Origin of the sequence: Microbispora sp. NPDC049633, assembly GCF_040675265.1 — a bacterium.
Classification (GTDB): Bacteria; Actinomycetota; Actinomycetes; order Streptosporangiales; family Streptosporangiaceae; genus Microbispora; species Microbispora maris.
On sequence record NZ_JBFAOO010000069.1, the window covers coordinates 1 to 26,986 of the forward strand.

Consider the following 26,986-nt stretch of genomic DNA (forward strand, 5'->3'; position numbering starts at 1 on the left):
TATAATGAGACGGCGACCACCTATATCTACACGCCTTCTAAGACAATCTTTCCGTCCACGTCGCTCTTCCCGATCTCCGAGCGACGCGGGCCGCGAGCGGGTGCCCGCGGTGCAGGCATGCCTGCACCGCCTGGCGATAGGAGTCGCCCGTGGCGACCTCGTCCGCCTCCGCCGCCGGTCCGCTCTCGGCCGGGGCGCCCGCGGTGCCGGTCGCGGCGTCGGCCTCCGCGATGTGGTCCTCGATGAGCGCGCCCACGAGCAGCGGGTTGCCGCCGCTGACCGCGTGCCAGTCCGCGGCGAACCGCCGGGCGACCTCGTCGCCCACGACGTCGGCCGCCATGATCTCGACGCCCTCGCGGGACAGGGCCGACAGCGGCAGGCGGCGGCAGTGCGGCTGGCGCAGCAGCTCGGTCTGGAACAGCGACGGGGCGTTCCACGCCTCCTCCGACTGGCTGAAGATCGCCAGAATGTGGGCGAAGCGCAGCCTGCGGGCGAGGTAGGCCAGGCAGAGCTGCGAGGCGCGGTCGGCGTACTGGATGTCGTCCACCACGATCATCAGCGGATGCCGCTCGGCGAGTTCGAGCAGCACCATGCACAGGGCGTGCACGATGTGGGCGTCCACCTGGTCGACGTAGTCGGCCAGCGGGTCGGCCGACATGGCGCAGCGGGCGCCCTCGTGCAGCAGGTTGCGGGTCCGCTCCTCCTCCTCGGGCGTGAGCGGCGCGTTGTGCAGGATCTGCGACAGCACGGCCAGCGCCAGTCCCGACTCCGCCTGCGAGCAGGTGGCGGTCAGCGGCAGGGCGCCGTGCTCCAGCGCGTCCTCGACGAGCGTGTTGAGCAGTGCGGTCTTCCCCGTCGCGACGGGTCCTCCGACGATCGCGATCTTTCCTCTGCCGGTGACGGCGTCGGCCAGCATGTCCTCAAGGGAGGCCAACACCTCTTCCCGCTCCACCAGGGCCATAATGAGCCTCCCGAATTCCGTTCGATACGCGGCCGCGCGGCCGGATTCACAATTGCCGTGACTTGTAGTAAAGATCGTGTGTTGACTGTCGTTCAGCCGACCAGCGACATTCGCGGGGAAACGGCGCCGCCGGCTCGCTCCTGCGTTCCGTCCGCACTCGTTTCGCCCGAGCGGGCCAGCGCCGATCGGACGGCCGCGAACGACGCGGTGACCACGTCGCGGTCGAGGCCCACGCCCCAGACCTGCCGCCCGTCGATCACGCACTCGGCGTAGACCGCCACCTCCCGGTCCCCCGCGCCGCCGGCGGCCTCGACGCCGGTGCGGTGGACCATCTGCACGTCCACGTTCCAGACCGCCAGGCGGGCGCCGAGGGTGCGGATGGCGTCGGCCTGCGGACCCGCGACGTCGAAGCGGGCGCCGTCGACGTACAACGTGGTCTGCAACGGCCGGCCGCCGAGCCCCAGCGGGACGGTGATCTCGGTCCGCGACAGGTACTCCTCGTCGAACAGGTCGCGGACCACGCCCGGGGTGATCTCCCCGCCGGAGCCGTCCGCATGGGCCTGCACGACGCGGGCGAACTCCGCCTGGAGGGCCTTGGGCGGGTTCAGCCCGTGCCAGGCGCTCAGGATGTAGGCCACGCCGCCCTTGCCCGACTGGCTGTTGATGCGCACCACCGCCTCGTACGTGCGGCCGACGTCCTTGGGGTCGAGCGGAAGGTACGGCATGCGCCACGGCAGGTCGTCCACGCTGACGTCCGCCTCGGCGGCCTCCACGGCCAGTGCGTCGAAGCCCTTCTTGATGGCGTCCTGGTGGGAGCCGGAGAAGGCGGTGTAGACGAGGTCGCCGCCGTACGGGTGGCGGGGGCTGACCTGCATCTCGTTGCAGTACTCGACGGTGCGGCGGATCTCGGTGATGTCGGAGAAGTCGATGCCCGGGTCGACGCCCTGGGTGTACATGTTCAGGCCGAGCGTGACCAGGCAGACGTTGCCGGCCCGCTCGCCGTTGCCGAACAGGCAGCCCTCGATCCGCTGGGCGCCGGCCAGCAGCGCCATCTCGGAGGCGGCCACGCCGGTGCCGCGGTCGTTGTGCGGGTGGATCGACAGGCAGACGTGCTCCCGGTGGGACAGGTTGCGGTCGAGCCACTCGATCTGGTCGGCGAAGACGTGCGGGAGCGACCGCTCCACCGTGGTCGGGAAGTTGAGGATGATCTCCCGGCCCTCCTCCGGCTGCCACACGTCCATGACCGCCTCGCAGACCTCCAGCGCGAACTCGGGCTCGGTCTCGTTGAACAGCTCGGGCGAGTACTGGAACCCGAGGTCGCAGTCGCCCAGGGTCGCCTCGGCGTACTTCATCATCAGCCGGGTGCCCTCGACGGCGAGGTCCCGGCACTCGTCGCGGGTCATGCCGAAGACGACCCGGCGGAAGAGCGGGGCGGTCGCGTTGTAGAGGTGGATGTTGGCCCGGGGCGCGCCGGCCAGGCTCTCCACGGTCCGCCGGATCAGCTCGTCCCGCGCCTGCACCAGAACCGAGATCCGCACGTCGTCGGGGATCCGGTCCTCCTCGATGAGCATGCGCACGAAGTCGTGGTCGTCCTGGCTCGCCACCGGGAACCCGACCTCGATCTCCTTGTAGCCCATCCGTACGAGCAGGTCGAACATCGCGAGCTTGCGCTCCGGGCTCATCGGGTTGACCAGTGACTGATTGCCGTCGCGCAGGTCGGTGGACAGCCATCGCGGTGCGGCCTCGATCGTCCGGTCCGGCCACCGCCGGTCCGCCAGGCGGACGGGGGTGAAGGCCGAGTAACGGGAAGGAGAGCTGCTCATGAGGAATTCCTTTCTCATCGGCGACCTTGCCACCGAATTCGCGACCGACCGTTTCTCCGAAAAGCTGTCCGCGAATCGCGCCTACTTCCTTCCGGAAGGCCGTCCAAATTCCTGGTGATTCGCTGACCGGTACGTTGCCGAAGCTACAAGCGCGCTGGTCAAGGGGCAAGAGAGAAGCAACTAGAGTGCGGCCGGCATCACCCGGACGATCGGTAGGGGTATCGAAAGTTGTAGATCCGGTACAACCTCCCGGGCGACCCCCTTAACGACCCCCTGAATCGGACACATACTCCGGATCATGTCGATCAATAGAGCGGTATTCCCGGCCATTTCGATTTCGCCTTTCCGAATCCTCGGAATGTGCGTGACCGAGGCGCGCCCGTCCGTTCTCGCCATCTTCTTCCTGCGGTTCGCCGCGGGAGCGGCGCTGGACGCCGGCCTCGCCCCGGCCGATCCGTTCCGCCTTCTGGCCGGGGCCCTGGTCTGGCAGTGCGCGATCTTCTTCGTCTACCTCTTCAACGGGGTGACGGACATGCGGGAGGACCGCGTCAACGGCTCACACCGGCCGATCGCCCGCGGCGACCTCGACGCCGGCCTGGCCCTGATCATCGCCTGGACCGCCGCCGCGGCCGCCCTGCTCGGCGCGCTGCTACTGGGCGGAGCGATGATCTGGCTGGTCACGGCGGTGCTCGTGCTGGGCTACCTCTACTCGGCGCCGCCCTTCCCGCTGAAGAGGTGGTCGAGCGCCACCGTCGTGGTCGGCGGCGTGGCCGGTTTGCTCTCCTACTGCGCGGGTTACACCTCCTGCGGGACCGGCCCCACCGGGCGCGATGCGATCGCGCTGCCCGCGTTCGCCGTCGCGGCCTCGCTGTGGATGGGCCTGGTCGGCACACCGGCGAAGGACCTGCCCGACATCGCGGGCGACCGCTCCGCCGGGCGCGCCTCGTTCGCGGTGAGCCACGGAGAGTGGCCGGTCAGGCTGCTGTTGTCGGCCGTCGCCGCCTCCGTCGCGATCGCTTTCTGCACGGTCGCGCTGCTATTGCGGGTGCCGCTCGGCATGGCCCCGGCCGCGATGCTCTGCGGTGCCACGCTGCTCGCCGTCGTCACCCTTACTCCGCTTTCCCGGGGGTCCCGGGTGCGCCGCCGCCTGCCCTACCGGGCGTTCATGACGACGCAATACGCTGTGCATTTGGCCGTTCTTCTCCCGCTGGTGTCACAATTCTTATTGTCTGGGCGTGCGGCTTAGTCCAGGATGGAGGCACTCGTCCGCTTCCTCTCGGAGGGTCCATTGGCGGGAGATGGAGAACTGGGACCGCAGGTCCCGGACTTCGAGGGTTTCCTCGAAGCGCATCGCTCCGAGATTCTGGAAGCGTACGCACGGAACCTGGCGGCACTGGACAGCCCGATCAGCCGCGACCCGACCGCCCTGCGGCAGGCGCTGGCGAACGCCGAGCAGATCCTCGACGACGTCGCGGAGACGCTGCGGTCCGGCAGCATCAGGGTCGGCGACTCCCACAAGATCATCGCCTGGGAGGTGGGGGCGACCAGGGCGGCGAGCGGGGTCCACCCGGACGAGTCGCTCCGCGCGGCGTCGGTGTGGTTCCAGGCGGTCGTGACCTGCCTGCTGGAGCGCATGCCCGGCGACGCCGAGTCGATGCGGCTGCTCACGCTGGTCGTGCTTGGGCTGGAGCGCAGCATCACGACACGGATCAGGGAGTCCTCGGCCAGCTACTCGAGTTTTCTCCTCGACAAGGTCCACGAGGCCCAGGTCGAGGAGCGCCGCCGGATCGCCCGCGAACTGCACGACCGGCTCGGGCACGGCCTCAGCGTCGCCCACCGGCAACTCGAGCTGTACGACCTGCACCGGGCGAACAAGCCAGCGACGGCGACCGCCAAGGTGGAGACCGCCCAGCAGGCCATCCTGGAGACCATGCAGAACCTGCGCGCGGTCACCAGCGAGCTGCACCCGCAGGAGCCGCTGAACAGCCTGGAGAAGGCACTGCTGTACTACCTCGAGACCGTGGACATGGACGAGGTGGACATCCGGCTGCGGGTCAGCGGGGACGAGACGTGGGCCTCGCCGACCGTCCGCGACGAGTCCTTCCTCATCCTGCGAGAGGCGGCCAGGAACGCGCTCAGCCACGGCAATCCCAGCAAGGTGCTGATCCGGGTCGACTTCGCCCCCCACGAGCTGCGCGCGTCCGTGGACGACGACGGCCTGGGGTTCGCGGAGGGCTGCGGCCGGTCGGACGGCGTGGGCCTGCTGTCGATGCAGGAGCGCGCCGCCATCATCGGCGGGACGACCACCATCACGAGCAGGCCGGGCCACGGCACGCACGTCGAACTGTACGTGCCCTTCTCAGGGCTCACCGCATGAGCCGATCGGGGACAATATGATCACTATCGCCGTCATCGACGACCACGCGCTGTTCCGTGAGGGCCTGCGCGAGATCCTGGAGGCCCAGGAGGACTTCGAGGTCGTCGGCGAGGCGGGCGACTCCGGCGGGGCCGTGGCCCTGGTCGAGCGGGAGCGGCCCGACGTGGTCCTCCTGGACGTCGAGATCCCCGGCGACGACGCCACCCAGACCGTGGCCCGCATGCGTCAGATCTCCCCCGAATCGCACATCATCATCCTCAGCATGTACGACGGCCCCCAGCTGCTCAGCCGCCTGCTGGCGGCGGGCATCCGCGGCTACCTGCTCAAGAGCGTGCACCGCCAGGAGCTGGTCTCGGCGGTCAGGAGCGTCAGGGCCGAGCCCGACCGGCTCGTGCTCGCCGTCTCGCGCGACTCGTTCGCCCAGGTGCAGGGGGGCGGGTCGAAGGTGGTGCTGACCGACAGGGAGCGGGAGATCCTCGAGCTCGCAGCGCAGGCGCTGAGCAACTACCAGATCGCCACCCGGCTCACGCTCACCGAGGCGACGATCAAGCGGCACCTGCACAACATCTTCACCAAGCTCGGCGCCGTCTCCCGGATCGACGCGGTCAACAAGGCGCTGGCCGCCTCGCTCATCACGCCGCGCCGCGACCAGCCGGCGCCCCGGCCTCGCCCCAACCCCGGCACGCGGGGGCAGCGCTCGTTCCCCTGACCCGCGTGCGCCGGGGATCCTCAGTCGTCGTGCAGGGGAAACGTCCCGGCGAGGCGGGCCTTGACCGGCTCGGGCAGCAGGATGCCGGTCGCGGTGAGGTTCATCTCGAGGTGGACCAGGTCGCGCGTGCTCGGCACCGGCACGATGTCGTCGCCCTGCGCCAGCAGCCAGGCGATGGCCAGCCGGCCCATGCCGATGTCCATGTCGGCCGCCACCCGCTGGGCGTCGCGCAGCCGCAGCAGCTCGGTCTCCAGGCTCTTGGGTGAGAAGCGCGGGTCGCGGCGGCGCACGTCTCCCGTGGCGAGCTGGACCGGCGAGGTGATCCTGCCGGTCAGGAAGCCCCGGCCGAGCGGCCTGCCGGCGATGACGCCCATCCCCAGCTCGCGCGCCACCGGCAGCAGATCGCGCTCCGCCCGGCGCCGCCACAGGGAGTACTCCACCGCGACCGCGACGACGGGCCGCGCCGCGTGCGCGCGCCGCAGCCGCTTTCCGTCCAGCCCGCGGACGCCGATGTGCGCGATCTTCCCGGCGTCCTGGAGACGGCCGGCGGCTCCCATCGTCTCCTCGATCGGCGCGTCGCCGGCGCCGGCGTCCACCACGAACAGGTCGATCCGCTCGACGCCCAGGCGGGACAGCGAGGCGTCGCAGGCCCTGCCGAGGTCCTCGGGGCGGCAGACGCGGCCGCCCGGGCCCGTACCGGGGCCGGCCGCGATCAGCGCCTCGTCCCGCCGGTGGGCGACGGCCTTGCCCACCAGGCGCTCGGCCTCGCCGCCGCCGTCGGTCAGGTCGATCAGCGACACGCCGCCGTCGAGCGCGCGCCGGACGACCCGCATCGCCTCATCGGGGTCGGCGGGGCCGTACACGCCGGTCAGCGCGGTGCAGCCGAGACCGAGGTTCGCGGCGACGAGGCCCTGCCCGCCGAGGCTCACGCGCCGCATGACGCCGCCCGCGACCGGCGTGGCCGTGACCGCTTGAAGGGCTTCGATATCGCTTCGTCATTCACGTGGACACCGCTGGAAGTAATGGAGGTATGAGAAACGCGAGGATGCACCCGATACCTCTCGGATTGCATGAGGCGGATTTTCCACCCCTATTTTTCCCCACCGCTACGACCGTTCGTGCTACAAATCCGGCAAATCATCGGCCAGATATGACGGAATTCCTGCCACGGAACCGCCGAACACGACGAAGCGGCTGGCGAGGTGGCCCGAGTGGGGGTTGCGGGCGCCGTGCCGGACGCCCGGCGGCGCGAAGACGCCGTCGCCCGGCCCCAGGTCCACCCACCGGTCGTGCAGGTAGAACTGTCCCTCTCCCTCGAAGACGAAGTACGCCGCCTCGTTCTCCTCGTGCGGGCGGACGCCGAGCGTCTCCCCCGGCTGCATGATGCCGCAGCGCAGGCAGAGCCCCGCACGGCCGGCCCCCGGCCGGAACAGGACGTTCGCGGCAGGCGGGGTCAGCCAGGTCTCGCCGTTCCACAGCGAGCGGAACCGGGCCGGACCGGCGCCGGGCCGGACAGTGCCGGCCAGGCCGTCCTCGGACGGCACGGCGCTCCAGACGTAGACGGTCATCTCCCGGTCGCCGGCCGACAGCGAGTACGTGCTTCCGGCGGGCGAGTACAGCGCCGAGGCGGCGCGCATCCGGCTGATCTCGTAGCCGACGGTGCCCACGCCCGCGCCGGCCAGCACGACCGCGATCTGCTCGGCCGCCGCCGCGCCGGGCGGTGACCACTGGCGGCCCGCGGGAATGCGGACCGCGTCGACGGCGGCGTGCCGCGCGCCGGCGTGCGGGCCGGTCACCGCGCTCACGAAGCAGTCGCCGTGGCGCCGATACTCCAGCTCCGCGGCCCGCAGCACCGCGCCGGTCCCATGCCTGGCGCCGGTCTCATGTCTGGTCAGGTTCATCGGGGCTCTCCCGGATCACACCCGCGCGAGTTCGGCGCGGGCGGCGGAGGGGGTGAGGATCGCGCGGTACTGCCAGATGATGACCAGGCCGAACACGCCGTACAGCGCGGCCATGCCCCACGGCGGGAGGACCGAGCCGATCGTGATGCACAGTGACGCGACGACCAGGGCCACCCGGATGTTGAGGTTGTAGACCGCCATGTAGCGGGTGCGGGACGCGGCCGGGACCATGTCGGCGAGCAGTGCCTGCCTGACCGGCACGTCCATGAGCTCGCCCACGGTGAGCACCAGCGCGGCAACGAGCAGGACCCAGCCCGTGTCGCTGACGGCCAGCACCATGTATCCCGCGGTGAACAGCCCGGCCCCGGCGTACATCCGGACGCGGTCGGGCACCCGGCGCAGCACCAGGTGCGCGACGAGCGCGAGCGCCACGACGAGCACGGTGTTCTCCGCGCGGAGGATGCCGAGCATCTCGACGCCGTCCACCCGGACCGCCCAGGACCCGATCGCCAGCAGGTTCTGCTCCGGCAGGTCCCTGGCCAGCCGTACGCCGATGTAGTTGATCAGCTGCAGCTCGATGGACATGAACAGCGTGGCGGCCACCAGCAACCGGCCGAAGGCGCGGTCCTGGAGCACCAGCCGGTAGCCGGAGGCGAAGTCCCGCAGGATCGAGCCGCGTGGCTGGGCCGCCGCGCCTGTCTCCTCCTCGGTCTGCTCCGGCTTGGTCTCCGCGATCAGGAAGTACGTGGCCGCGGCGATCGCGACCGTGCCCCCGGCGGCCAGGGCGAGCAGCAGCGTGAAGTGGCCGTTGTAGAGGAAACCACCGAGCAGCGCGCCGAAGGCCAGCGCGAGGTTGATCGACCAGTAGTTGATCGTGTAGACGAGCTTGCGGCTCTCGGGGGTCGTGACGTCGAGGATCATCGCGTCGTTGGCCGGCATCGCGAAGCTCGCGGCGAACTTGTTGACGAGGTAGCCGCAGTAGACGAGCGCCGGGCTGTGCCAGGCGGGCGAGTCGGCGACCGCCATCAGCGCGAACGTCAGGCAGACGCCGGTCTCGCCGAGCAGCAGCGTGCGCCGCCGCCCGCGGGTGTCGGACATGTGCCCGCCCGCCAGCGTGCCCACGACGCCGAGCACCATGACGGTCACGACCAGCACGCCCGCGATCGCCACGCCGTACTCGAAGGCGAGGTAGATGGCCATGAACGACATGACCATCGAGTCGAGCAGGCGCTGCAGGAACCCGACCGCGATGCGGATCCTCAGATTGGGATGGAGCGCGGACAGGTTCACGACGGCACGCCCGCCCCGGCCGCGACGGGCTCGGCCACCTCGGCGCGTACGAGCGAGTGGACGTGCCGCGCCCGGGCGACGGCCTGCTCCTCGGTCTCCCCGGTCACCACGACGAAGCCGTGCCGGGTGCGCCAGTCGACCGTCTCCGGGATCCGGTCGCCCGGCCGGAAGGGGAACTCCAGCATGTCCACGAAGTCGAGCGCCCGGGCCTCCTCCACGCCCGCCACGGCGCGGACCTCGCCGGGGGTCAGGCTGAAGTAGGAGATGTGGGCGACCGCCCGGCGCTCCACCGCGCCCGGCGGCCTGCCGCCGAGGATCCGGAAGACGGCCCGCTCGATGTCGAGCCCGGTGGCGAGCTGCACCAGGCGCGGGATCTGGTCGCCGCCGAGCCGCGCCTGCGACTCGACGATCCGGGGGCCTGCGGCGGTCCAGATGATCTCGGTGTGGGCCGGGCCGGTCTGGTATCCGGTCAGCCGCAGCATCTCGGCCGTCAGCTCGGCCATCGCCGCCGTGTCGGGCCCGGCCTGCGCGGGATGCACGTGCCCGGCCTCGACGAACAGCGGCGGCGGGCCGAGCACCTTGCGGGTGACGCCCACGATCTGGTGGCGGCCGTGGTCGCTGAGCGACTCCACGCTGTATTCGGGGCCGCGCAGATACTCCTCGACCAGGACCGGGCCGCGGTAGCCGTAGGAGTCGAGCAGCGCGCCCCATTCGGCGACCTGGCCGGGCTCGCGCAGCAGGTACACGCCCCGGCTGCCGGCCAGCTCGGTCGGCTTGACCACCACCGGCAGCTCGAAGCCGCCGAGCAGGCCGGGCACGTCCTGCCAGCGCGCCGCGTGGGCGAACCGCACCGGGGACAGGTCGTGCTCGGCGAGCAGCCGGCGCAGCTGGAGCTTGTCGTTGAGCAGTTCGACCGACCTGGCCGGGTTGACCGCCTTGCCCAGGTCCTCCGCGATGCGGTAGGTGGCGAGCATGCTCTCCTCGGCCCCGATGTGGTAGACGAGGTCGGCGCCGAAGTCGCGCACGGCCTGCCGTACGGACCGGTCGAACGCGACGGGGTCGGCGAAGTCGGTGAGCACGAGGGCGTCGGCGAGGTCGGCGATGCCGGCCAGGTAGTCCGGCGTCTGCAGGGTGGGATCCCAGATGGCGCAGATCCGGTGCCCCTCCTCACGGGCCTTGATGACGAACGCCCGGTAGGGCATGACCATGACGAGGTCGCTCATCCGGGATCCTCCTTTCTTCTGTGGCGGCGGTCGGGGTCAGTAGGGCAGCTCGCGGCCGGACGGCGTGCGGAGATCGGGCGAGTTCGACTGGGGCTTCCTGGTCGGCTTGCTCACACGGATGCGACGTGCCATCGAAATCCCTCCAGATCCCCGTACAAGCCTGTTTCGCGGGCCCTGTGACCAGCACGCTGGCACGCGCCCGTGGCCGCCACAACGGCCGCGCACCCTAATGACCGGGCCGGATGACGGAAGGGGCACACTGCCTACAACTTTGGTTACGCCGGAGTGCTACGAAAATTCACACCCGCGCGTAGGCGAAGCTCGGCGCGTGGCTCGGCCCGCGCCGCAGGTAGGTCCACCACGTGAGCCCGGCGAGCAGCACGTAGGAACCGACGAAGATCCACAGGGCGGGCAGCGACCAGCCCGCGTGCTCCTGGGCGACGCGGGCCGCGGCGGCGCCGGTCGCGCCCTTCATCGCGCTCGCCGCCTCGGTGCTCGCCAGGCGGAACACCTGCTGGATCAGGAACCCGCCGAACGCGCCGATCGCCCCGGCGATGCCGATCACGGCCGCGGCCCTGCGCTTGTAGTCCGTCGCGGTCAGCGCCGGGTCGAGACCGCGTACGGCCGCCTCCCTGCGCCCCAGCTCGCCGAAGATGACCGGAATCATCCGGTACGTCGAGCCGTTGCCCACGCCGGAGCAGGCGAAGACGACCAGGTAGGCGCAGAAGAACAGGCCGAAGTCGTGGCGGATCACCCCGCCCGCCGCCGCCACCGTCGCCACCACCATCCCGGCGAAGACGGCCAGCGTGACCCGGGCCCCGCCGTACCGGTCGGACAGCCGGCCCCCGAGCGGCCGGGCGACCGACCCCGCCAGCGCTCCGACGAAGCCGAGCCCGGCGAGGTAGTCGCGCACGAACGGGTGCTGGGCGAGGAACTCCGGGAACGTCGTCCTGATCACCAGCGGCAGCGCGAAGGAGAACCCGATGAACGAGCCGAACGTGCCGACGTAGAGCAGCGACACGATCCAGGTCTGCCCGTGCCGCAGCGCCGCGGCGTACGACCGGGGGTCGGCCTTGGCCTCGGCGAGGCCGTCCATGAACAGCCAGGCGCAGACCGCGGCCACCACGATGAACGGCATCCAGACCAGCCCGGCGTACGCGAGGTGGACCCGCGTGCCCGACGCCGCCACCGGCACCCCGGCGACGACCACCAGCGGCACCAGGAGCTGGACGACCGCGACGCCGAGGTTGCCGCCCGCCGCGTTGAGGCCGAGTGCGAAGCCCTTGCGCCGCTCGGGATAGAAGAACGAGATGTTCGCCATCGAGGAGGAGAAGTTTCCGCCGCCGACGCCGGCCACGGCGGCGCAGGCGAGCAGGATCCAGAACCTCGTGTCGTGGTCCTGCGCGGCCAGCCAGCCGCTCGGCACGACGAACGCCAGCAGCGAGGACGGGATCAGCAGCAGGACCGCCGAGATCGTCGTCCACACCCGGCCGCCGAAGCGCGGCACCGCGAACGTGTACGGGATCCGGATCGCCGCGCCCACCAGGTTGGGCGCGGAGACGAGCCAGAACGACTCCGACACGCTCATCGGCAGCCCCGCGGCGGGCAGGCTCAGCACCACCACCGACCACAGCACCCAGATCGCGAAGCCCAGGTGCTCGGTGAAGACCGACAGGATCAGGTTGCGCCGGGCCACCCGGCGTCCGGTGGTCTCCCAGAACTCCTCGTCCTCCGGGTTCCAGTGCTCGATCCAGCCGCGGCCGCGCCGGGCGGCCCTGGTTCGCGCGCTCATGTGCGTCTCCTCGTCAGGCTGTTCTCGGAGTCGGGCGTTGTCGAAGGTCGGGCGTTGTCGGAGGTCGGGCGTTCTCGGTGCCGGAGCCGGGCGTTCTCGATGGGCAGGCGTTTTCGGAGGTCAGGCGTTCTCGGACTCGGCGAGCCAGCGGGCGATGCCGCACACCGCGTCGGCGCAGGTGCCGCACCCCGTGGTGGCCCGGGTGGCGGAGGCGAGCGCGGTCACGTCACGGGCCCCCGACCGCCACGCGGCGGCCAGGGCGTCCTTGCTGACCGTGTTGCAGCGGCACACCACGCTCGTCCCCGGCAGCGCCGCCGCGTTCCCCTCGCCGGGGGCGGCGCCCTCGCCGTACGGCATGGCCCGGCCGAGCAGCAGCGCGAGCCGGTCGGGCGGCACGGGCAGGCCGCGGTCGTAGAACTGCGTGATCGCGGCGGCGGCGTCGGGCACGCCGATCGCGATGGCCCCCGCGACCCGCTCGTCGCGGACGACGAGCTTGGCGTAGCGGCCCCGGGCCGGTTCGCTCAGCCACAGCACCTCGGCGCGCGGGTCGTCCGGCGCGGCGTGCACGTCGCCCAGCGCGGCCAGGTCCACCCCGCTCGCCTTGAGCCGGGTGACCACCTTCGTGCCGCGGTAGGGCGACCGCGTGCCGGTGAGCAGCGCGGCCAGCGCGGCGGCCTGCTCCCAGGCGGGCTGCACCAGGCCGGCCACCGTGCCGGGATGCCGCGCGCAGTCGCCGATCGCGTGGATCAGCGGGTCACTCGTGCGCAGGTCGTCGTCGACCAGCACGCCGCCGTCGACGGTGAGCCCGGCGGCGGACGCCTGCTCGGTCTGCGGGCGCACCCCGGCCGCCACGACGAGGAGGTCGGCGGCGACCAGCCGGCCGTCGTCCAGCTTGAGCCCGTCGCCCGGCAGGTAGCGGGCCGCCCGCGAGTTCAGCAGCACCCGCACGCCGAGACCGCCGAGGACCCGGGCGAGCACCTGGCCCGCGCCGTGGTCGAGCTGGCGCTCCATGAGGTGGCCGGTGTGGTGGACGACGGTGACCGCGTTGCCGCGCGCCGCCAGGCCCCTGGCCGCCTCCAGGCCGAGCAGGCCGCCGCCGAGCACGGCCACCCGCACGCCGCCCCGCGCTCCGGCCGTGATCGCGGCGCAGTCGTCCAGCGTGCGGAACGTCGCCACGCCGGGGGCCGGGCCGCCGTCGTCGCCGAGCAGGCCCTCCACCGGCGGCAGCCACGCGCGGGCGCCGGTGGCCAGCACGAGCACGTCGTAACCGACCCGTGTGCCGTCGTCGAGCACGACGCAGCGCCCGGCGCGGTCGATCGACACGACCGTCCGGCCCCGCCGGACCTCGACGCCGTGCCCGGCGCCCCAGTCCTCCTCCTGCAGCCGCACCGACTCGGCGGACATCGCGCCCGCCAGCACGTTCGACAGCAGGACCCGGTTGTACGGCGGGTGCGGCTCCTCCCCGATCGCGACGATCGCGACGCGCTCCCCCGCCGGGTCCCGGCGGCGGATCTCCTCCGCCAGCCGGGCGCCGGCCATGCCGTAGCCGGCGATCACGACCCTGGTGACACCGGTCATCGCGCGGCCTCCCGTTCCGCCGCCGGCGACAGCCGTACGGCGCAGACCTTGAATTCGGGCATGCGGCTGACGGGATCGAGCGCCGGATTGGTCACGAGGTTGGCGCGCTGGGCGCCCGGAAAGTGGAACGGCAGGAAGACCACGTCGGGCCGCATCGACGGCACGCAGCGCACCCTCGCGAGGACCCGCCCGCGCCTGCCGACGACCTGCGCCGCCGCGCCGTCCCGCAGCCCGGCCCGCCGCGCGGTGTCCGGGTGCACCTCGACGTACGCCTCGGGCACGGCCGCGCGGAGCTCCTCCACGCGCCGGGTCTGCGCGCCCGACTGGTAGTGCTGGAGCACGCGCCCGGTGATGGCGTAGAGCGGGAACTCCTCGTCCGGTGGTTCGGCCGGCCCTCTGTGGTCCACGGAAGCGAACCTGGCCCGCCCGTCGGGATGGGCGAACCGCTCCAGGAACAGCCGCGGCGTCCCCCTATGCCCCTGCTGCCGACGTCCCTGCTCCTCGTGTCCCTGCTCCTCGTGTCCCTGCTCCTCGTGTCCCTGCTCCTCGTGTCCCTGCTCCTCGTGTCCCTGCTCCTCGTGTCCGGGCTGCCGGGGGACCGGCACCGTCGGGACAGGCCAGTGGAGCCGCTCCCCGGTCCGCAGCCGGTCCCACGTCACGCCCGAGTAGTCGGCCGGGCCGTCCTGCGAGGCCGCCCGCAGCTCGGTGAAGACCGTCTCGGGATCGGCGGGGAAGCGCCCGGGCGGCTGCCCGAGCCGTACGGCGAGGTCCTGCAGGACCTCCAGGTCGGTGCGCACCCCGGGCGGCGGGGCGAGCGCACGGCGGCGCAGCAGCACGCGCCCTTCGAGGTTGGTCATCGTGCCGTCCTCCTCGGCCCACTGCGTTATCGGCAGCACCACGTCGGCGGCCCTGGCGGTCTCCGACAGCACGAGGTCGGCGACCACGAGGAGATCGAGCGCGGCCAGCCGGCCGGCCACCCTGCCCGCGTGCGGCGCCGACACCACGGGGTTGCTGCCGAAGACCAGCAGCGCGGACGGGCCGTCCGGCGTGCCGAGCGCGTCGAGCAGCTCGAACGCCGACCGTCCCGGGCCGGGCAGCGCGGAAGGCTCGACCCCCCACACCCGCGCCACGTGCGCGCGGGCCGCCGGGTCGTCGATCCGCCGGTAGCCGGGGAGCTGGTCGGTCTTCTGCCCGTGCTCGCGCCCGCCCTGCCCGTTGCCCTGGCCGGTCAGGCAGCCCCAGCCCGAGCCCCGGCGGCCGGGCAGGCCCAGCGCGAGCGCCAGATTGATCCAGGCCCCGACCGTGTCCACACCCGTGGCGTGCTGCTCCGCGCCGCGCCCGGTCAGCACGTACGCGTTCGCGGCCCCGGCCAGGATCGCGGCGGCCCTGCGCTGGTCGGCGGCGGCGACGCCGGTCACCCGCTCCACCCGCTCCGGCCACCAGCCGGCGGCCACCCGCCAGGCCTCCTCGAACCCCGTCGTCCGGTCGCCGACGTACGCGTGGTCGAGGTGCCCGTCGGCCACGGCGGCGTGCAGGATGCCGAGCGCCAGCGCGAGGTCGGTGCCGGGGGCCGGCGCGAGGTGCAGCGCGGCGCGCTCGGCCGTGAGGGTGCGCCGGGGATCGACCACGATCAGCCCGCCGGCGTCCACGGCGCGGCGCAGGTGCGACAGGAACGGCGGCATCGTCTCGGCCGGGTTGGCCCCGGCGAGCAGCACCGCGTCCGCGCCGTCCAGGTCGGCCAGGGGGAACGGCAGCCCCCGGTCGAGCCCGAAGGCGCGGTGCGCCGCGGCCGCCGCCGACGACATGCAGAACCTCCCGTTGTAGTCCACCTGGGAGGTGCCGAGCGCCACCCGGGCGAACTTGCCGAGCAGATAGGCCTTCTCGTTGGTGAGCCCGCCGCCGCCGAAGACCGCCACGGCGTCCGGCCCCCGTGCCGCGACGATCTCCTTGATCCTGCGGGCCACCAGGCCGAGGGCCTCGTCCCAGCTCGCCGGGCGCAGTGTCCCGCCGTCCCGGACGAGCGGCGTGGTGAGCCGGGCCGGCGAGCCGAGCAGGGCCGCGGCGGTCCAGCCCTTCTGGCACAGGCCGCCCTCGGACGGGTCGCGGGGCCGCACCCGGACCGAGGCGCGGCCCGCCGGGCTGAGGGTCATGCCGCACTGCAACGCGCAGTACGGGCAGTGAGTGTCGACGGCACCGACAGCGGCGTCCGCCGGGCGCGTGCTCGTCGCCGCGCGCATCGCTCCACCTCCTCGACCGGCACTCGTACGCAGCCGGGTCGGACTAGACGACGTCGGGGGTGAGGGCGTCGTGAATCTCGGAGTAGTCGGCGGCCGGGGCGGGGGCCATCCGGCGGCCGACGCCGAGCGCCAGCATCTCCAGCCGGTTCATCAGCCGGGCGAAGTCCTCGGGCAGCAGCGCCTGCTTGCCGTCGCACAGCGCCTGCTCGGGCTGGACGTGCACGTCGACCAGGAGGGCGTCTGCGCCCGCGGCCACGGCGGCCAGCGTGAGCGGCTCGATGAGCTCGGGGATGCCGAGCGAGTGACTGGGGTCGACCATCACCGGCAGATGGGTGCGCCGCTTGAGCAGCGCCACCGCCGACAGGTCGAGCGTGAAGCGGGTGGCCCCCTCGAACGTCCTGATCCCCCGCTCGCACAGCACGACCTGGTCGTTGCCCTCGGCCAGGAGATACTCGGCCGCGGTGAGCAGTTCGTCGACCGTGCAGCCGAAGCCGCGCTTGAGCACGACCGGCATGCCGCTGCGGCCCACCTCGATCAGCAGCTCGAAGTTCTGCATGTTGCGGGTGCCGATCTGGAAGCCGTCGACCACCTCGGCCATGCGGTCGACGTGCCGGGGATCGACGACCTCGGTGAGGATCGGCAGGCCGGTCTCCTCCCTGGCCTTCGCCAGGAGCTCCAGGCCCGCCCACTTGAGGCCCTGGAAGGAGTACGGCGTGGTGCGGGGCTTGAACGCGCCGCCGCGCAGGCCGACCGCGCCGTGCCGGGCGACGGCGGCGGCCGTGGACATCATCTGTCCGGGGTTCTCCACCGCGCAGGGCCCGGCGAAGACCGCGATGTCCCCGTCCCCGATCACGGCGGGGCCGATGGAGACGACCGTGCCCGAGGGGAACAGCTCGCGCCGGCCGAGCCGGAAGCCGCCGCCCGCCCGTACGGTCTGCCGCGGCCGGGGCAGGTCGGCCGGGGCGGGCAGCAACGTGGCGGGCCCCTGGGCCACTATCACGTCCGCCCCGCCCAGCCGGTAGGTCCTGGCGGTGGTTCCGGTGGAGTCGAAGTGCCGGGCCCACCCGGCGAAGCCGGACGGATCGATCGTCGAGTCGAACACCAGCAACAGCTCGGCGTCAGTCATGGGAATCCTCTCCACAGCGTGTGGTCGGGTCTGTCATGGGGGTCGGGCCGGCGGTCGCTTCCGCGTGCACGCCGCCGGGCCGGGCCTTGGGGGGAACCTCCGGCCCGGCGGCGCGGATCAGGTGTGAATCGTGTGCGGATCGCGTGCCGATCGCGGGATCGGGCGCCGGGTGCGGGGAGATCAGACGAAGACGTCGGTGAGGATCGTGCCGAGCGTCTTGCCGCCGTTCTCGCGGATGTAGGTGGACAGCGAGCTGTACTTCTCCCGCAGCCGGCGCTTGAGGACCTTGCCGGTGACGCCGACCGGGAAGTCCTCGTCGTTGCGCGCCACCTCCAGCATGGTCAGCTCGGGGTGGCCGGCGGCCTTCAGCTTCTCGTTCGCCTCGTTGAGCAGCCGCTGCGCGTCCGGCCTGGCGGCGCTGGACGTCACGACCGCCACCGGGACCGTGCGGCCGCGGTGGATGCCCGCCACGACGGCGCAGTCGAGGACCTCGGGCAGGTCGTTGAGCAGCAGCTCCTCCATGAAGACCGAGTAGCCGGTGCCGCTCGGGGTCTCGATGGCGTCCACCGCCCGGTCGACCTGGAAGTAGTTGCCCGCCTCGTCGCGGTACGCCATGTCGCCGGTCAGCCAGTAGCCCGACAGCTTGCTGCGGTAGGTGGTGTCGGAGTCGCTCCAGTATCCGGCGGTGATCGCCGGGCCCTTCGCGCCGAGCAGCCCGACCTCGTTGACGTCGGCGACCGTGCCGTCCCTGCGCAGCACGGCGACCTCGGCGACGCCGACAGGCTTGCCCACGCACCGGTCGTTGCGCTCGTCGGCCAGCGTGCGGACCTTCAGCAGCACGCCCCAGCCCAGCTCGGTGGTGCCGAGGCGGTCGAAGAACGCGGCCGGCGGCAGCGACGGGTCGCGCATGGCCAGGATGCCCTTGATGTGCTTCTCGTGGACCGCGTCGCCGATGGAGATCCAGACGTTGACCGAGTCGATCGCCCCGGCCGGCAGGTCCGCGCCCGCCAGCTCGGCGTACGCGTGGCCGAAGGCCATGACGGTCGTCGGGCGGTACTTCTCCACGGCCTTGGCCAGCTCGGGGCCGCTGGTGTCGAACCAGGGCACGAGGGGCGTGCCGCCCAGCACGGCGTACGTCGTGTAGGCGATGCAGCCGAGGTGCGACTGCGGCAGCGCGGTCATCATCACGGCGCCCGGCTGCTCGTGGTGGTCCACGAGGCGGAAGCGGGGCCCGGCCACACACGAGCGGTGGGTCTGGATGACCGGCTTGGGCCGTCCGGTGGTGCCGGAGGAGTGCAGGATCGAGACCGGGTCCTCGCCGACGTGGCGGAAGCGGGCCTCCTCCGGCAGCGCGGCGTGCGGCGGCGCCGGCAGCTCCTCGGCCACCTGCGTCCACCGCAGGCCGGGCAGCAGGTGGAACTCCTCGCCGAGGATCTCCAGGTGGGCGAGGTCGGTGTACATGCCGACCGGGTTGGTCTGGCGGCACAGCTCGGTGGCGATGTACCGCGACGCCTTGCTGTTGACCAGCACCGCCACCGCGCCGATCTGGGCCAGCGCGTAGAAGTGCAGGGAGTAGGCGAAGGAGTCCTCCAGGTAGATGGCCACGCGGTCGCGGGGCCGCACGCCCTGGCGCAGGTACCACACCGACCAGCTCTGGGCCAGCTCGTCCAGCTCCAGCAGGCTGAACTCGGTCTGCTGCTCACCCCGGGTGTTGGTCAGCGGCCGGCCCAGGTGGATGAACGGCAGCTCCGGGTGCGGGTTCGCCTCGATGGCCTTCGTCAGCAGGTTGCCGCCGCCGAGGTCCGGGTCCGCGGCGAACCTGGCGCGCTGCTCCGGCGTGAGGACGGTCTCGTGGGAGATGGTCATCGGTCTCACCTTTCAGTCAGTCGTGACGGGGCTTGACGTGCTCGTAGAGGGGTTGGGCTGGTATGGGCGCAGTGCGCCGAACATCTCGGCGCAGGTGTCGCGGTAGAAGCCGAGATCGGGGCCGAGGAGATCGCGCAGCCCGCCCAGGGCCGCCGCGAACTCCGCCTCCCCGTCCGACGGGCCGTCCGCGGGGCCGTCGAGGAGGCCGGCGAGTGTGCGTACGCCTTCCGCGAGCGCCGCGCGGGCGGCGGCGGCCTGCGGGTTGGCCGACTGGACGTCCCAGTAGACCTCCGGGGTGCCCGAGGCGATCCGGGCAAGCAGCGCGAGCAGCGTGGCGTGCGGCGGCGGGGCGACGGCGGCCAGTTCGGCGACGCCGACGCCGAGGCGGGCCAGCGCGAAGCCGAACGACAGCACCGCCGCGTGGGTGAGCGCCTGCGTCGCCGCGGCCAGCCGGTCGTGCTCGTCCGCGCCGAGCCGTACGGCACGGCCGCCCCAGCTGTCGACCAGCCGTAGCAGCGCCCGGGTCCGGGGGCCGTCGTGGATCACGACGGCGGCGACCGGCCGCCCGGCGAAGCCGAGCGAGGGAGCGAACATCGGGTTGAGACCGGCCGCCTCGACGTCCCCGGCGTGCGCCCGGATCGCCTCGGCGATCGGGCCCTTGACCGAGAGCGTGTCGGCGAGCAGCGCGCCCGGCCGCATCGCGGCGGCGACCTGCTTCACCGCCGCCAGGGCCACCGGCTCGGGCACCGCGAGCAGGACGAGGTCGGCCCGCCCGATCTCCTCGGCGAGATCGGGCCCGATGTCCGTGATGTCGCCTTGCCGGAACCTCGGCCCCCCGGCACCGGGCTGGCCGGCACTGGGCTGGCCGGCACTGGGCTGGCCGGCACTGGGCTGCTCGGCGCTGGGCTGGCCGGCGCTGGACTGCTCGGCGCTGGACTGCTCGGCGCTGGACTGCTCGGTTCTGGGCGCGGGGTCGACGACGACCACCTCGGCGCCGGACCGCAGCAGGTGCCCGGCGAACAGGCCGCCCACCGCGCCCGCGCCGCCCACGACGACGCAGCGCCGCAGCAGGTCCGTCTCCCCGCGGGTCATGGTCAGGCCCCCACGGTCTGGGCCGCGGTGGCCAGCACCGCGGTGATCATGGCGCGGGACTTGACGACGGTCTCCTCGAACTCCTCCTCGGGGTCCGACAGGGCGACGATCGCGCCGCCGACGCCGAAGCTGACCCGGTCCCGGGTGGCGACGAGGGTGCGGATGATGATGCTGAGGTCGGCGGCCCCGCCCAGGGAGAACCAGCCGAGCGCGCCGGAGTAGGCGCCGCGCGGGCCCTCCTCCAGCCGATCGATGATCTCCATCGTGCGGATCTTGGGCGCGCCGGTCATCGACCCGCCGGGGAAGGCGGCCCGCACGCAGCTCACCACCGACTCCTCCGGGCGCAGCGTGCCGCGGATGGTGGAGACGAGCTGGTGCACCGGCGCGTACGTCTCGACGTGGAACAGCCGGGGCACGTGCACCGACCCGACCTCGCAGACCGTGTTGAGGTCGTTGCGGATCAGATCGACGATCATGAGGTTCTCCGCGCGGTCCTTCTCGCGGCTGAGCAGGTCGTGGCGGAGCGCCTCGTCCTCCTCGGGCGTCGCGCCGCGCGGCCGGGTGCCCTTGATCGGCTTGGACTCGGCGACCCGGTCGGGGCCGATCGTCATGAACCGCTCGGGCGAGGCGCTCAGCACCGCGACGTCGGGGAAGTCGAGCAGCGCGCCGTACGGCACCGGGCTGATCGTCCGCAGGTGGCTGTAGGTCCGCAGCGGGTCGATCTCGGCGCGGACGGTGACGGCGTTGGTCAGGCAGATCTCGTAGGACTCGCCGTGGTAGATCTCCTCCAGGCAGTCGCCGATCCGGCTGAGGTAGCCCTGCTTGTCGTGCCGCAGCTCCACCGCGTCCGCGATGGCCGGATCGGTCATGCCGACCCCGGCGAAGGCGGCCGGCTCGGACGGCGCACGCCTGGGCAGGGAGAACAGCCGGGCGCCCGTCTCGTCCAGCCAGGCGAGCGCGTCGCCGGCGTCCGGTCCCCCGTCCTTCGTGAGCGCGAGCAGGTAGCTGACGCCCTCCACGTCGTCGAGCACGAGCATCCGGTCGGCGAACAGCAGCGCCGCGTCGGGCTCCTCGGCCTGGTGCGCGGCCTGGCCGCCCGCCTCCGCCTTGAGCTCGTAGCCCAGGTAACCGACGTACCCGAGGTTGAAGTCGAACGGCAGGCCCTCGCCCGCGGGCACGGCGCGCTCGCGCAGCCGCTCGTCCAGGTACTCGAAGAACGGCTGCTCGACGCGCTGCGCGGGCCCGCCGGACCGCCTGACGGTGACCGCGCCCTCCGCCACCCGGTAGGTGACGTACTCGGCGAGCGGCCCGGAGCCGTCGCCCATGAACGAGAACCGCGACAGCCCCTCGATCACCGAGCTGCTGTCGAGCCAGAAGCCGTGCTCCTTGCCCGCGAACAGCTCGCGGTAGGCGGTCTCCGCGTCCGGCAGCAGCGGCAGCCTGCGCACGTGCACCCGGTACGGCGAGCGGGCGGCCGCCGCGGCCTCCCGTCTGGCCCGGCCATGGGCCAGCGCGAGGTCGCGGAAGTTCGCCAGCAGCTCGCGGCCGTGCTCGCTGCTGATCGACTCGGGGTGGAACTGCACGCCCCAGACGGGCTCGGTGCGGTGCCGGACCCCCATGACCACGCCGTCGTCGGTCCAGGCCACGGCCTCCAGCTCGTCCGGCAGGTCGGTGGCCGCCAGCGAGTGGTAGCGCACGACCGAGAACGGCGAGGGCAGGCCCGCGAAGATGTCGGCCCCGGTGTGGCGCACCTGCGAGACGCGGCCGTGCATCGGCTGCGGGGCGTGGGTGACGGTCCCGCCGAACAGATGGCAGATGCCCTGGTGACCGAGGCAGACGCCGAGCACGGGCAGCCCGCTCTCACGGATGGCCCGCGCGCTGACACCGAAGTCGCGGGCCCGCTCGGGCCGGCCGGGCCCGGGAGAGATCACGACGCTGTCGAACTCGTGGATCGGCACCTGCGACCAGTCGGCGTCGTTGCGCACCACCACCGGGGGCTGCCCGTTCACCTCGCCCAGGAGTTGGTAGAGGTTGTAGGTGAACGAGTCATAGTTGTCGATCAGGATCGTTCTCATTCCGGGGTTCCTCCAAGCCGTGTCGGAATAGCCGGGTGAGCCGCCGGCGCCGCGCTCACCGAGCGGCGACATCGCCGATCACCAGGTCCTCGACCCTGCAGGTCTCCGCGATGACGAGTTCGTAGAGCCGGCGCAGGAAGTCGGGGTCGATCCCGTGGTCCTGCGCGTACAAGGCGGCCCGCCGCTGCACGATGCCGATGCGGTGGGGCTGCATCATCGGGACGTCGTGCTCGCGTTTGAAATGCGCGATTTCGACGCAGCACTCGATACGCCTGCGCAGCGTGTCGAGCAGCGACGCGTCGATACGGTCGAGCGAGGCCCGCAGCGTCTCCAGACCGTCTTCTCCGGCGCCGTTGCCAGCCATGTGAACAGCCCTCCAATCGGGGATGCACGGGATGTTCCGGCCCTGTCGGGCTAATTCAGGATTCGATCTGGCGCCTATTTCTCACAACCCCTAACGGCCCCACAGCGCGGCCGGGCGATCCCAGGTGACCTCGGACTTCTCGATGCCCCCGGCCCGGTCCGGCGGAAGAGTGGCCGGCGACCCCGGTTCACCCCTATCGGGAAACGACTCGTCCCGAATTATCGGGAAATTTTATTGACCGGCCCGAAACCACGGAACTAGCCTCCGGTCGCGTGAGCATGTGAGAGAAACGGCGGTGGCGAAAGTGAAACCTCGGGCATTCGTTCTTACCGGATCATTCCTGGTGATCTGCCGGGCCCCTCTATATCTGCGCGAACTGTCCCGCCGGGGGCTGCGGATCCTCGTGGTCACCCCGGCGTCCTGGCGGGAGCAGGCGATGGCCCAGATGCGCGACCCCGCGCACCCGGCCTCGGTCATCGAGGAGATCGCCTTCACCGACGGCGACGTCAACACGGAGAACTCGTTCACCGCCGGCGTGATCTCCGGCGTACGCGCCTGGCGGGACCGCTACGACATCGCGGGCGTCTACGCGGTCGGCGAAACGCTGGTCGAGCCGACCGGCCTGCTCGCCGACGCCCTGGGGCTGCCCTCCCCCGGCCTGCGGGCCACCCGCGCCTGCCGCAGCAAGTATCTGCAGCGGTGGTACCTGCCGGAGTTCAGCCCGGCCTCGGCGGTCGTCCCGCCGGCCGCGCGTGCCACGTTCCCCGCGGACGGCGTGTCGTTTCCCGCCGTGGTCAAGCCCACCGGCCGCCACTCCAGCTCGGGCGTGGAGACCGTGGGCGACCCGGCCGAGCTGCGCGCCCAGCTCGACGCGTACCTGCCGCACGAGACGGTGCTGGTGGAGGAGAAGGTGACGGGCCAGGAGTTCTCCGTGGAGAGCCTCGTCCAGGACGGCCGGATCGTCTTCGCCTCGGTGACCCGCAAGGAGACGACCGAGTCGGGCGCCCGCACCTTCGTCGAGCTGTCCCACTCGGTCCCGAACGAGCTGGACGGCGTGGACGGGGTCATCCTCGACGCCAACCGGCGCATGCTCGAACGGCTGGCCTTCGGATGCGGCATCGCGCACGCCGAGTGGCGGGTGGACGGCACGGGCCGGCCGTACCTGATGGAGGTCGCCGCGCGCACCCCCGGCGACGGCCTGTCGATCCTCTACTCGCTCGCGACCGGCGCCCCGATGGAGCCCGAGATCGTCCGCATCTCCCTCGGGGAGCCCGCGGCCTACCCCGCGCCGCGCCGGTACGCGCGACAGGTCTACCTGGAGCACGAGCCCGGGCGGCTCGGCGACGTTACGGTGGACTGGCCGGGGATCTCACCGGTCTGGGTGGGCGAGGGCGGCCTGTGGCCCGAGATCGCGCCCGGCGCCCCGGACGACCCGCCCACGCTGCGGGCCGTGCTCGTGCTCAAGGACCGCGGCGCGGAGCTCGGTCCGCTGCACAGCTCCGACGACCGCGCCGTGACGTTCCTCATCGACGCGCCCACCCCAGCCGAGCTGGACGAACTCGAGATGCGCGTACGGCACGCCCTGCGGATCCACACGCTCGCTCCCGAGCCCACCGGCCTGCGGATGTGAGCCCGGCGAACGCGCGGCTTCTCCGGAAACGCGGGGCGCGGCGGGAGGCGATGAGCCTCCCGCCGCGCCCGGCTTTTCAGGGGATGCGGGCCGTCAGGGATAGCTGACGACGTTGACCGGGACGGTGGCCGTGCCCTGGGCCGGGCCGCCCGTGTCGTTGATGACGTGGGCGATCGTGCCGACGCCGCCCAGCGACACCGTGAGCAGGTCGTGGAACTTCACGCCCGGCCTGTTGGGGGCCTCGAAGCCGCGCTCGGCCACGATCGAGGGATCGGTGCTGAAGTTGCAGTAGCTGCCCATCCCCCAGGCCTCGTGGCTGGTGACGGAGTCGGCCACCTTGTAGGCGGCGTAGCCCCGGGTCGAGCCGTTCATCCAGGACGCCTGGTTCGGGGGGTCGTACGGCAGCTCGTTCTGGAAGAAGATGGTCCGGCCGCCCTGGCCGTTCCAGATCACCTCGTACTTCTTGTAGTGCTCGACGAACAGGCCGTACGCCGTCACGTTGTCGCCGTTGACGATCAAGCCGGTGTCGGCGGGGTTGGTGTTCCAGCCGACGCCCGCGCCGTGGTCGGCTCGCCACGCCCAGATGTGGTCGATGATCGTGTTGTCGCTGTTCACGACCAGGCTGGTGGTGGCCGAGCCGGGACCCGCTCCGCCGATCCGGAAGAACACGTCCTGGATCGAAATGGGGTTGGCGGCGTGGCTCGCCGAGGCGTTGTCGGGGCCGACGCGCATCAGCACCGGCGAGTTGACCGTGCCGGCGTCGAGGAGCAGGCCGGCGATCTTCACGCCGTCGACGTCGGCGACGTTCACCGCGACGACGCCGTTGTCCGGGATCAGCGTGGCGTAGCCGATCCCGAGGACCACCGTGTCGGGCCGGGTCACGTTGAGCGTCTGGTTGAGGTGGTAGACGCCCGGCGTGAACAGCAGGTTGAGGCCCTGGCCCAGCGCCTGGTTGAGCGTGGCGGCGCTGTCGGACGGCTTGGCGACGTAGAACTGCGTGAGCGGGATCGACGTGCCGGGGGTCGCGCCGTTCGCCCAGCTCACGCCGCTGGAGTTCGTCCGCAGCGACGGGACGAAGACGCGGTACGCGCCGCCCGAGTCCACGTACAGGTAGGGCTTCTCCCGGGTGACCGGGCTGGTCGCGAGCGTCGTGTACGGCGGGTTCGGGAAGCTCTGCGCCGGGGCGCCCACGACGCCGGAGAACACCATGTTCCAGACGCCGTTGGTCCAGCCGCCGATGGTGCTGTCGCGGGTGAACCACTGCTGCTGCGAGTACGGGCCCACCGTGCCGTCGATCTTGCTGTCGGCGATGTAGCCGCCGCTGGCCCAGCCGTACCCGTTGGGGGCGAGGTTCAGCCCGCCGCGCACGTGGATCCGCCGGAACGGCGCGGCCTGGGCCACGGCCCACCGGTCGGTGCCGTTGACCGGGACCACGGCCAGGTTCTCGGCCGAGCGCCAGAAGTTCTGGGTCGCGTTGCCGTTGAACCAGCCGGCGTCGACGGTGATGTCACCGTTGATCGTGACGTTGTCCGGCGACTGGCCGAGGCCGGCGATCGAGGTGTAGAAGCCGATCTGGGCGTTGAGGCCGCTGTAGGTGCCCGGCTTGAACAGCAGCGCGTACCGCTGGCTGCCGAACTGGTTCGACTCCTGCTGCCTGAAGATGGTGTCGATCGTGCTCTGGATGCTCGCGCTCGACATGGAGGGGTCGAAGACCCTTACGTTCGGCCCGAGGTCTCCGCCGCCCGGGAGGGTGGGGCCGTCGTCACCGCCGCCCGTGGTGTTGACGGCGAACTCCCAGAGCGAGTAGCCGTACGCCGTGGCCCGGGTCAGGCCGTACATCCGGACGTACCGGCCGGTCGCGGTCAGGTCGAGCGACTGGGTTCCGCTCACGCCGTTCACCGTCGCGGTGGCGTCCGACCAGGCGGAGCCGTCTGCCGACACCTGGATCTTGAAGGTCTGGGCGCGGGCGGCCTCCCAGTTGAGCACCACCTTGCAGATCTGCTGCGAGCTGCCGAGGTCGACCTGGATCCACTGCGGGTCGCTGAACGCGCTCGACCACCGGGTGCCGGTGTTGCCGTCGAAGGCCGCCGACGCCGGCGACGCCGCGTTCTCCGCTGAGGAGGCCGACGCCGGCCTGCCCTGCGCGACGTTCGCGGTGCCACACGTGGTCCCGCCGCCCGACGTGGTGTTGACGGCGAACTCCCAGAGCGAGTAGCCGTACGCCGTGGCCCGGGTCAGGCCGTACATCCGGACGTACCGGCCGGTGGCCGACACGTCGAGTGACTGAGTCCCGCTCACGCCGTTCACCGTCGCGGTGGCGTCCGACCAGGCGGAGCCGTCGGCCGAAACCTGGATCTTGAAGGTCTGGGCGCGGGCGGCCTCCCAGTTGAGCACCACCTTGCAGATCTGCTGCGAGCTGCCGAGGTCGACCTGGATCCACTGCGGGTCGCTGAACGCGCTCGACCACCGGGTGCCGGTGTTGCCGTCGAAGGCCGCCGACGCCGGCGACGCGGCGTTCTCCGTCGAGGAGGCCGACGCCGGTTTGCCCTGCGCGACGTTGGTCGTGCCGCAGGCCGCCGCCGCGGCGCTGTAGGTGGAGGGGACGACGCCGGCCACGGCCGCGAAGGTCGTCAGGGCGGCGAACCCGGCGGCGACCAGGCCGGCCCGCCGGCGCCGGGGCCGGGAATGAGGCCATGAGGATGGAGGCATGCACGTCTCCTTGGGTGCGGAGCCCCTCGGGCGAGGGTTGGGGGATGGGAGAGGTCCAGCGGACCGAGAGTGCGCTCCTTCACCCGCTTATGTCAATGCTTAGTTCACACCGCGAAATATGTCTTGACTGAAATGGACTTCCGGGTGCTACTCTCCGGGAGAGCGCTCTCCAATCCGGTCCCCGACCGATTCGCGCCCCGCCGATGCGGGTCGTTCCCCACGGCCGCCTCCTC

Annotated in this window: 19 protein-coding genes; 4 read left to right on the forward strand and 15 right to left on the reverse strand. The window is 72.0% G+C overall.

The features are described from left to right. Positions 1-37 precede the first annotated feature (37 nt). Both AB0J39_RS19375 and leuA read right to left on the reverse strand, forming a co-directional pair. A complete protein-coding gene (locus AB0J39_RS19375) occupies positions 38-952 on the reverse strand; it encodes an ATP-binding protein (protein ID WP_363466401.1) in 915 nt (304 codons plus the stop codon). A gap of 101 nt (positions 953-1,053) precedes the next feature. After that, complete coding sequence (gene leuA / locus AB0J39_RS19380) at positions 1,054-2,784, reverse strand: 2-isopropylmalate synthase (RefSeq protein ID WP_363466404.1); 1,731 nt, start codon at positions 2,782-2,784, stop codon at positions 1,054-1,056. 364 nt (positions 2,785-3,148) lie between these two features. Here leuA and AB0J39_RS19385 point away from each other — a divergent pair, with 364 nt between their 5' ends. Genes AB0J39_RS19385 through AB0J39_RS19395 form a run of 3 tightly spaced genes read left to right on the forward strand, consistent with a single transcriptional unit; the run spans position 3,149 to position 5,870 of the window. Beyond that, positions 3,149-4,030, forward strand: a complete 882-nt coding sequence (locus AB0J39_RS19385; protein ID WP_363466406.1) for a UbiA family prenyltransferase — start codon at positions 3,149-3,151, stop codon at positions 4,028-4,030. A gap of 42 nt (positions 4,031-4,072) precedes the next feature. Next, positions 4,073-5,161: a histidine kinase gene (locus tag AB0J39_RS19390; RefSeq protein WP_363466409.1), complete on the forward strand. Its 1,089-nt coding sequence runs from the start codon at positions 4,073-4,075 to the stop codon at positions 5,159-5,161. Positions 5,162-5,177: 16 nt separating this feature from the next. Then, positions 5,178-5,870, forward strand: coding sequence for a response regulator transcription factor (locus AB0J39_RS19395; protein ID WP_363466412.1), 693 nt, complete (start codon positions 5,178-5,180; stop codon positions 5,868-5,870). 20 nt (positions 5,871-5,890) lie between these two features. Here the strand turns inward: AB0J39_RS19395 and AB0J39_RS19400 are convergent, their stop codons facing one another. The 12 genes from AB0J39_RS19400 to AB0J39_RS19455 form a co-directional block, all read right to left on the reverse strand. Further along, the gene (locus AB0J39_RS19400) at positions 5,891-6,808 is read right to left on the reverse strand and encodes an aldo/keto reductase (protein WP_363466415.1); all 918 of its coding nucleotides are present in this window, start codon (positions 6,806-6,808) and stop codon (positions 5,891-5,893) included. Between the two features lie 183 nt (positions 6,809-6,991). After that, positions 6,992-7,771: a cupin domain-containing protein gene (locus AB0J39_RS19405; RefSeq protein WP_363466418.1), complete on the reverse strand. Its 780-nt coding sequence runs from the start codon at positions 7,769-7,771 to the stop codon at positions 6,992-6,994. A gap of 15 nt (positions 7,772-7,786) precedes the next feature. Beyond that, positions 7,787-9,061, reverse strand: coding sequence for an MFS transporter (locus AB0J39_RS19410; RefSeq protein WP_363466419.1), 1,275 nt, complete (start codon positions 9,059-9,061; stop codon positions 7,787-7,789). Continuing rightward, positions 9,058-10,284 (reverse strand): ATP-grasp domain-containing protein, encoded by a 1,227-nt coding sequence (locus AB0J39_RS19415; RefSeq protein ID WP_363466422.1) that lies wholly within the window; start codon positions 10,282-10,284, stop codon positions 9,058-9,060. The genes AB0J39_RS19410 and AB0J39_RS19415 overlap by 4 nt, the downstream gene beginning before the upstream one ends. A gap of 298 nt (positions 10,285-10,582) precedes the next feature. Then, positions 10,583-12,076, reverse strand: coding sequence for an MFS transporter (locus AB0J39_RS19420; RefSeq protein ID WP_363466425.1), 1,494 nt, complete (start codon positions 12,074-12,076; stop codon positions 10,583-10,585). A gap of 120 nt (positions 12,077-12,196) precedes the next feature. Continuing rightward, positions 12,197-13,654 (reverse strand): FAD-dependent oxidoreductase, encoded by a 1,458-nt coding sequence (locus tag AB0J39_RS19425; protein WP_363466427.1) that lies wholly within the window; start codon positions 13,652-13,654, stop codon positions 12,197-12,199. Then, positions 13,651-15,891, reverse strand: coding sequence for a molybdopterin-dependent oxidoreductase (locus AB0J39_RS19430; protein ID WP_363466429.1), 2,241 nt, complete (start codon positions 15,889-15,891; stop codon positions 13,651-13,653). The genes AB0J39_RS19425 and AB0J39_RS19430 overlap by 4 nt, the downstream gene beginning before the upstream one ends. 43 nt (positions 15,892-15,934) lie before the next feature. Further along, positions 15,935-17,017 (reverse strand): 3-deoxy-7-phosphoheptulonate synthase, encoded by a 1,083-nt coding sequence (gene aroF / locus AB0J39_RS19435; protein ID WP_363466431.1) that lies wholly within the window; start codon positions 17,015-17,017, stop codon positions 15,935-15,937. Positions 17,018-17,197: 180 nt separating this feature from the next. After that, the gene (locus AB0J39_RS19440; RefSeq protein WP_363466433.1) at positions 17,198-18,883 is read right to left on the reverse strand and encodes a class I adenylate-forming enzyme family protein; all 1,686 of its coding nucleotides are present in this window, start codon (positions 18,881-18,883) and stop codon (positions 17,198-17,200) included. Between the two features lie 12 nt (positions 18,884-18,895). Next, positions 18,896-19,975, reverse strand: coding sequence for a prephenate dehydrogenase/arogenate dehydrogenase family protein (locus AB0J39_RS19445; RefSeq protein ID WP_363466436.1), 1,080 nt, complete (start codon positions 19,973-19,975; stop codon positions 18,896-18,898). Positions 19,976-19,977: 2 nt separating this feature from the next. After that, complete coding sequence (pabB, locus tag AB0J39_RS19450) at positions 19,978-22,050, reverse strand: aminodeoxychorismate synthase component I (RefSeq protein WP_363466438.1); 2,073 nt, start codon at positions 22,048-22,050, stop codon at positions 19,978-19,980. Positions 22,051-22,105: 55 nt separating this feature from the next. Further along, a complete protein-coding gene (locus AB0J39_RS19455; protein WP_363466441.1) occupies positions 22,106-22,414 on the reverse strand; it encodes a chorismate mutase family protein in 309 nt (102 codons plus the stop codon). A 343-nt stretch (positions 22,415-22,757) separates the two neighbouring features. Between AB0J39_RS19455 and AB0J39_RS19460 the strand changes: the two genes are divergently transcribed. Next, positions 22,758-24,044 (forward strand): ATP-grasp domain-containing protein, encoded by a 1,287-nt coding sequence (locus tag AB0J39_RS19460; RefSeq protein ID WP_363466444.1) that lies wholly within the window; start codon positions 22,758-22,760, stop codon positions 24,042-24,044. 93 nt (positions 24,045-24,137) lie between these two features. Here AB0J39_RS19460 and AB0J39_RS19465 read toward each other — a convergent pair whose 3' ends face one another. Then, positions 24,138-26,753, reverse strand: a complete 2,616-nt coding sequence (locus AB0J39_RS19465) for a discoidin domain-containing protein (protein ID WP_363466446.1) — start codon at positions 26,751-26,753, stop codon at positions 24,138-24,140. Positions 26,754-26,986 lie beyond the last annotated feature (233 nt).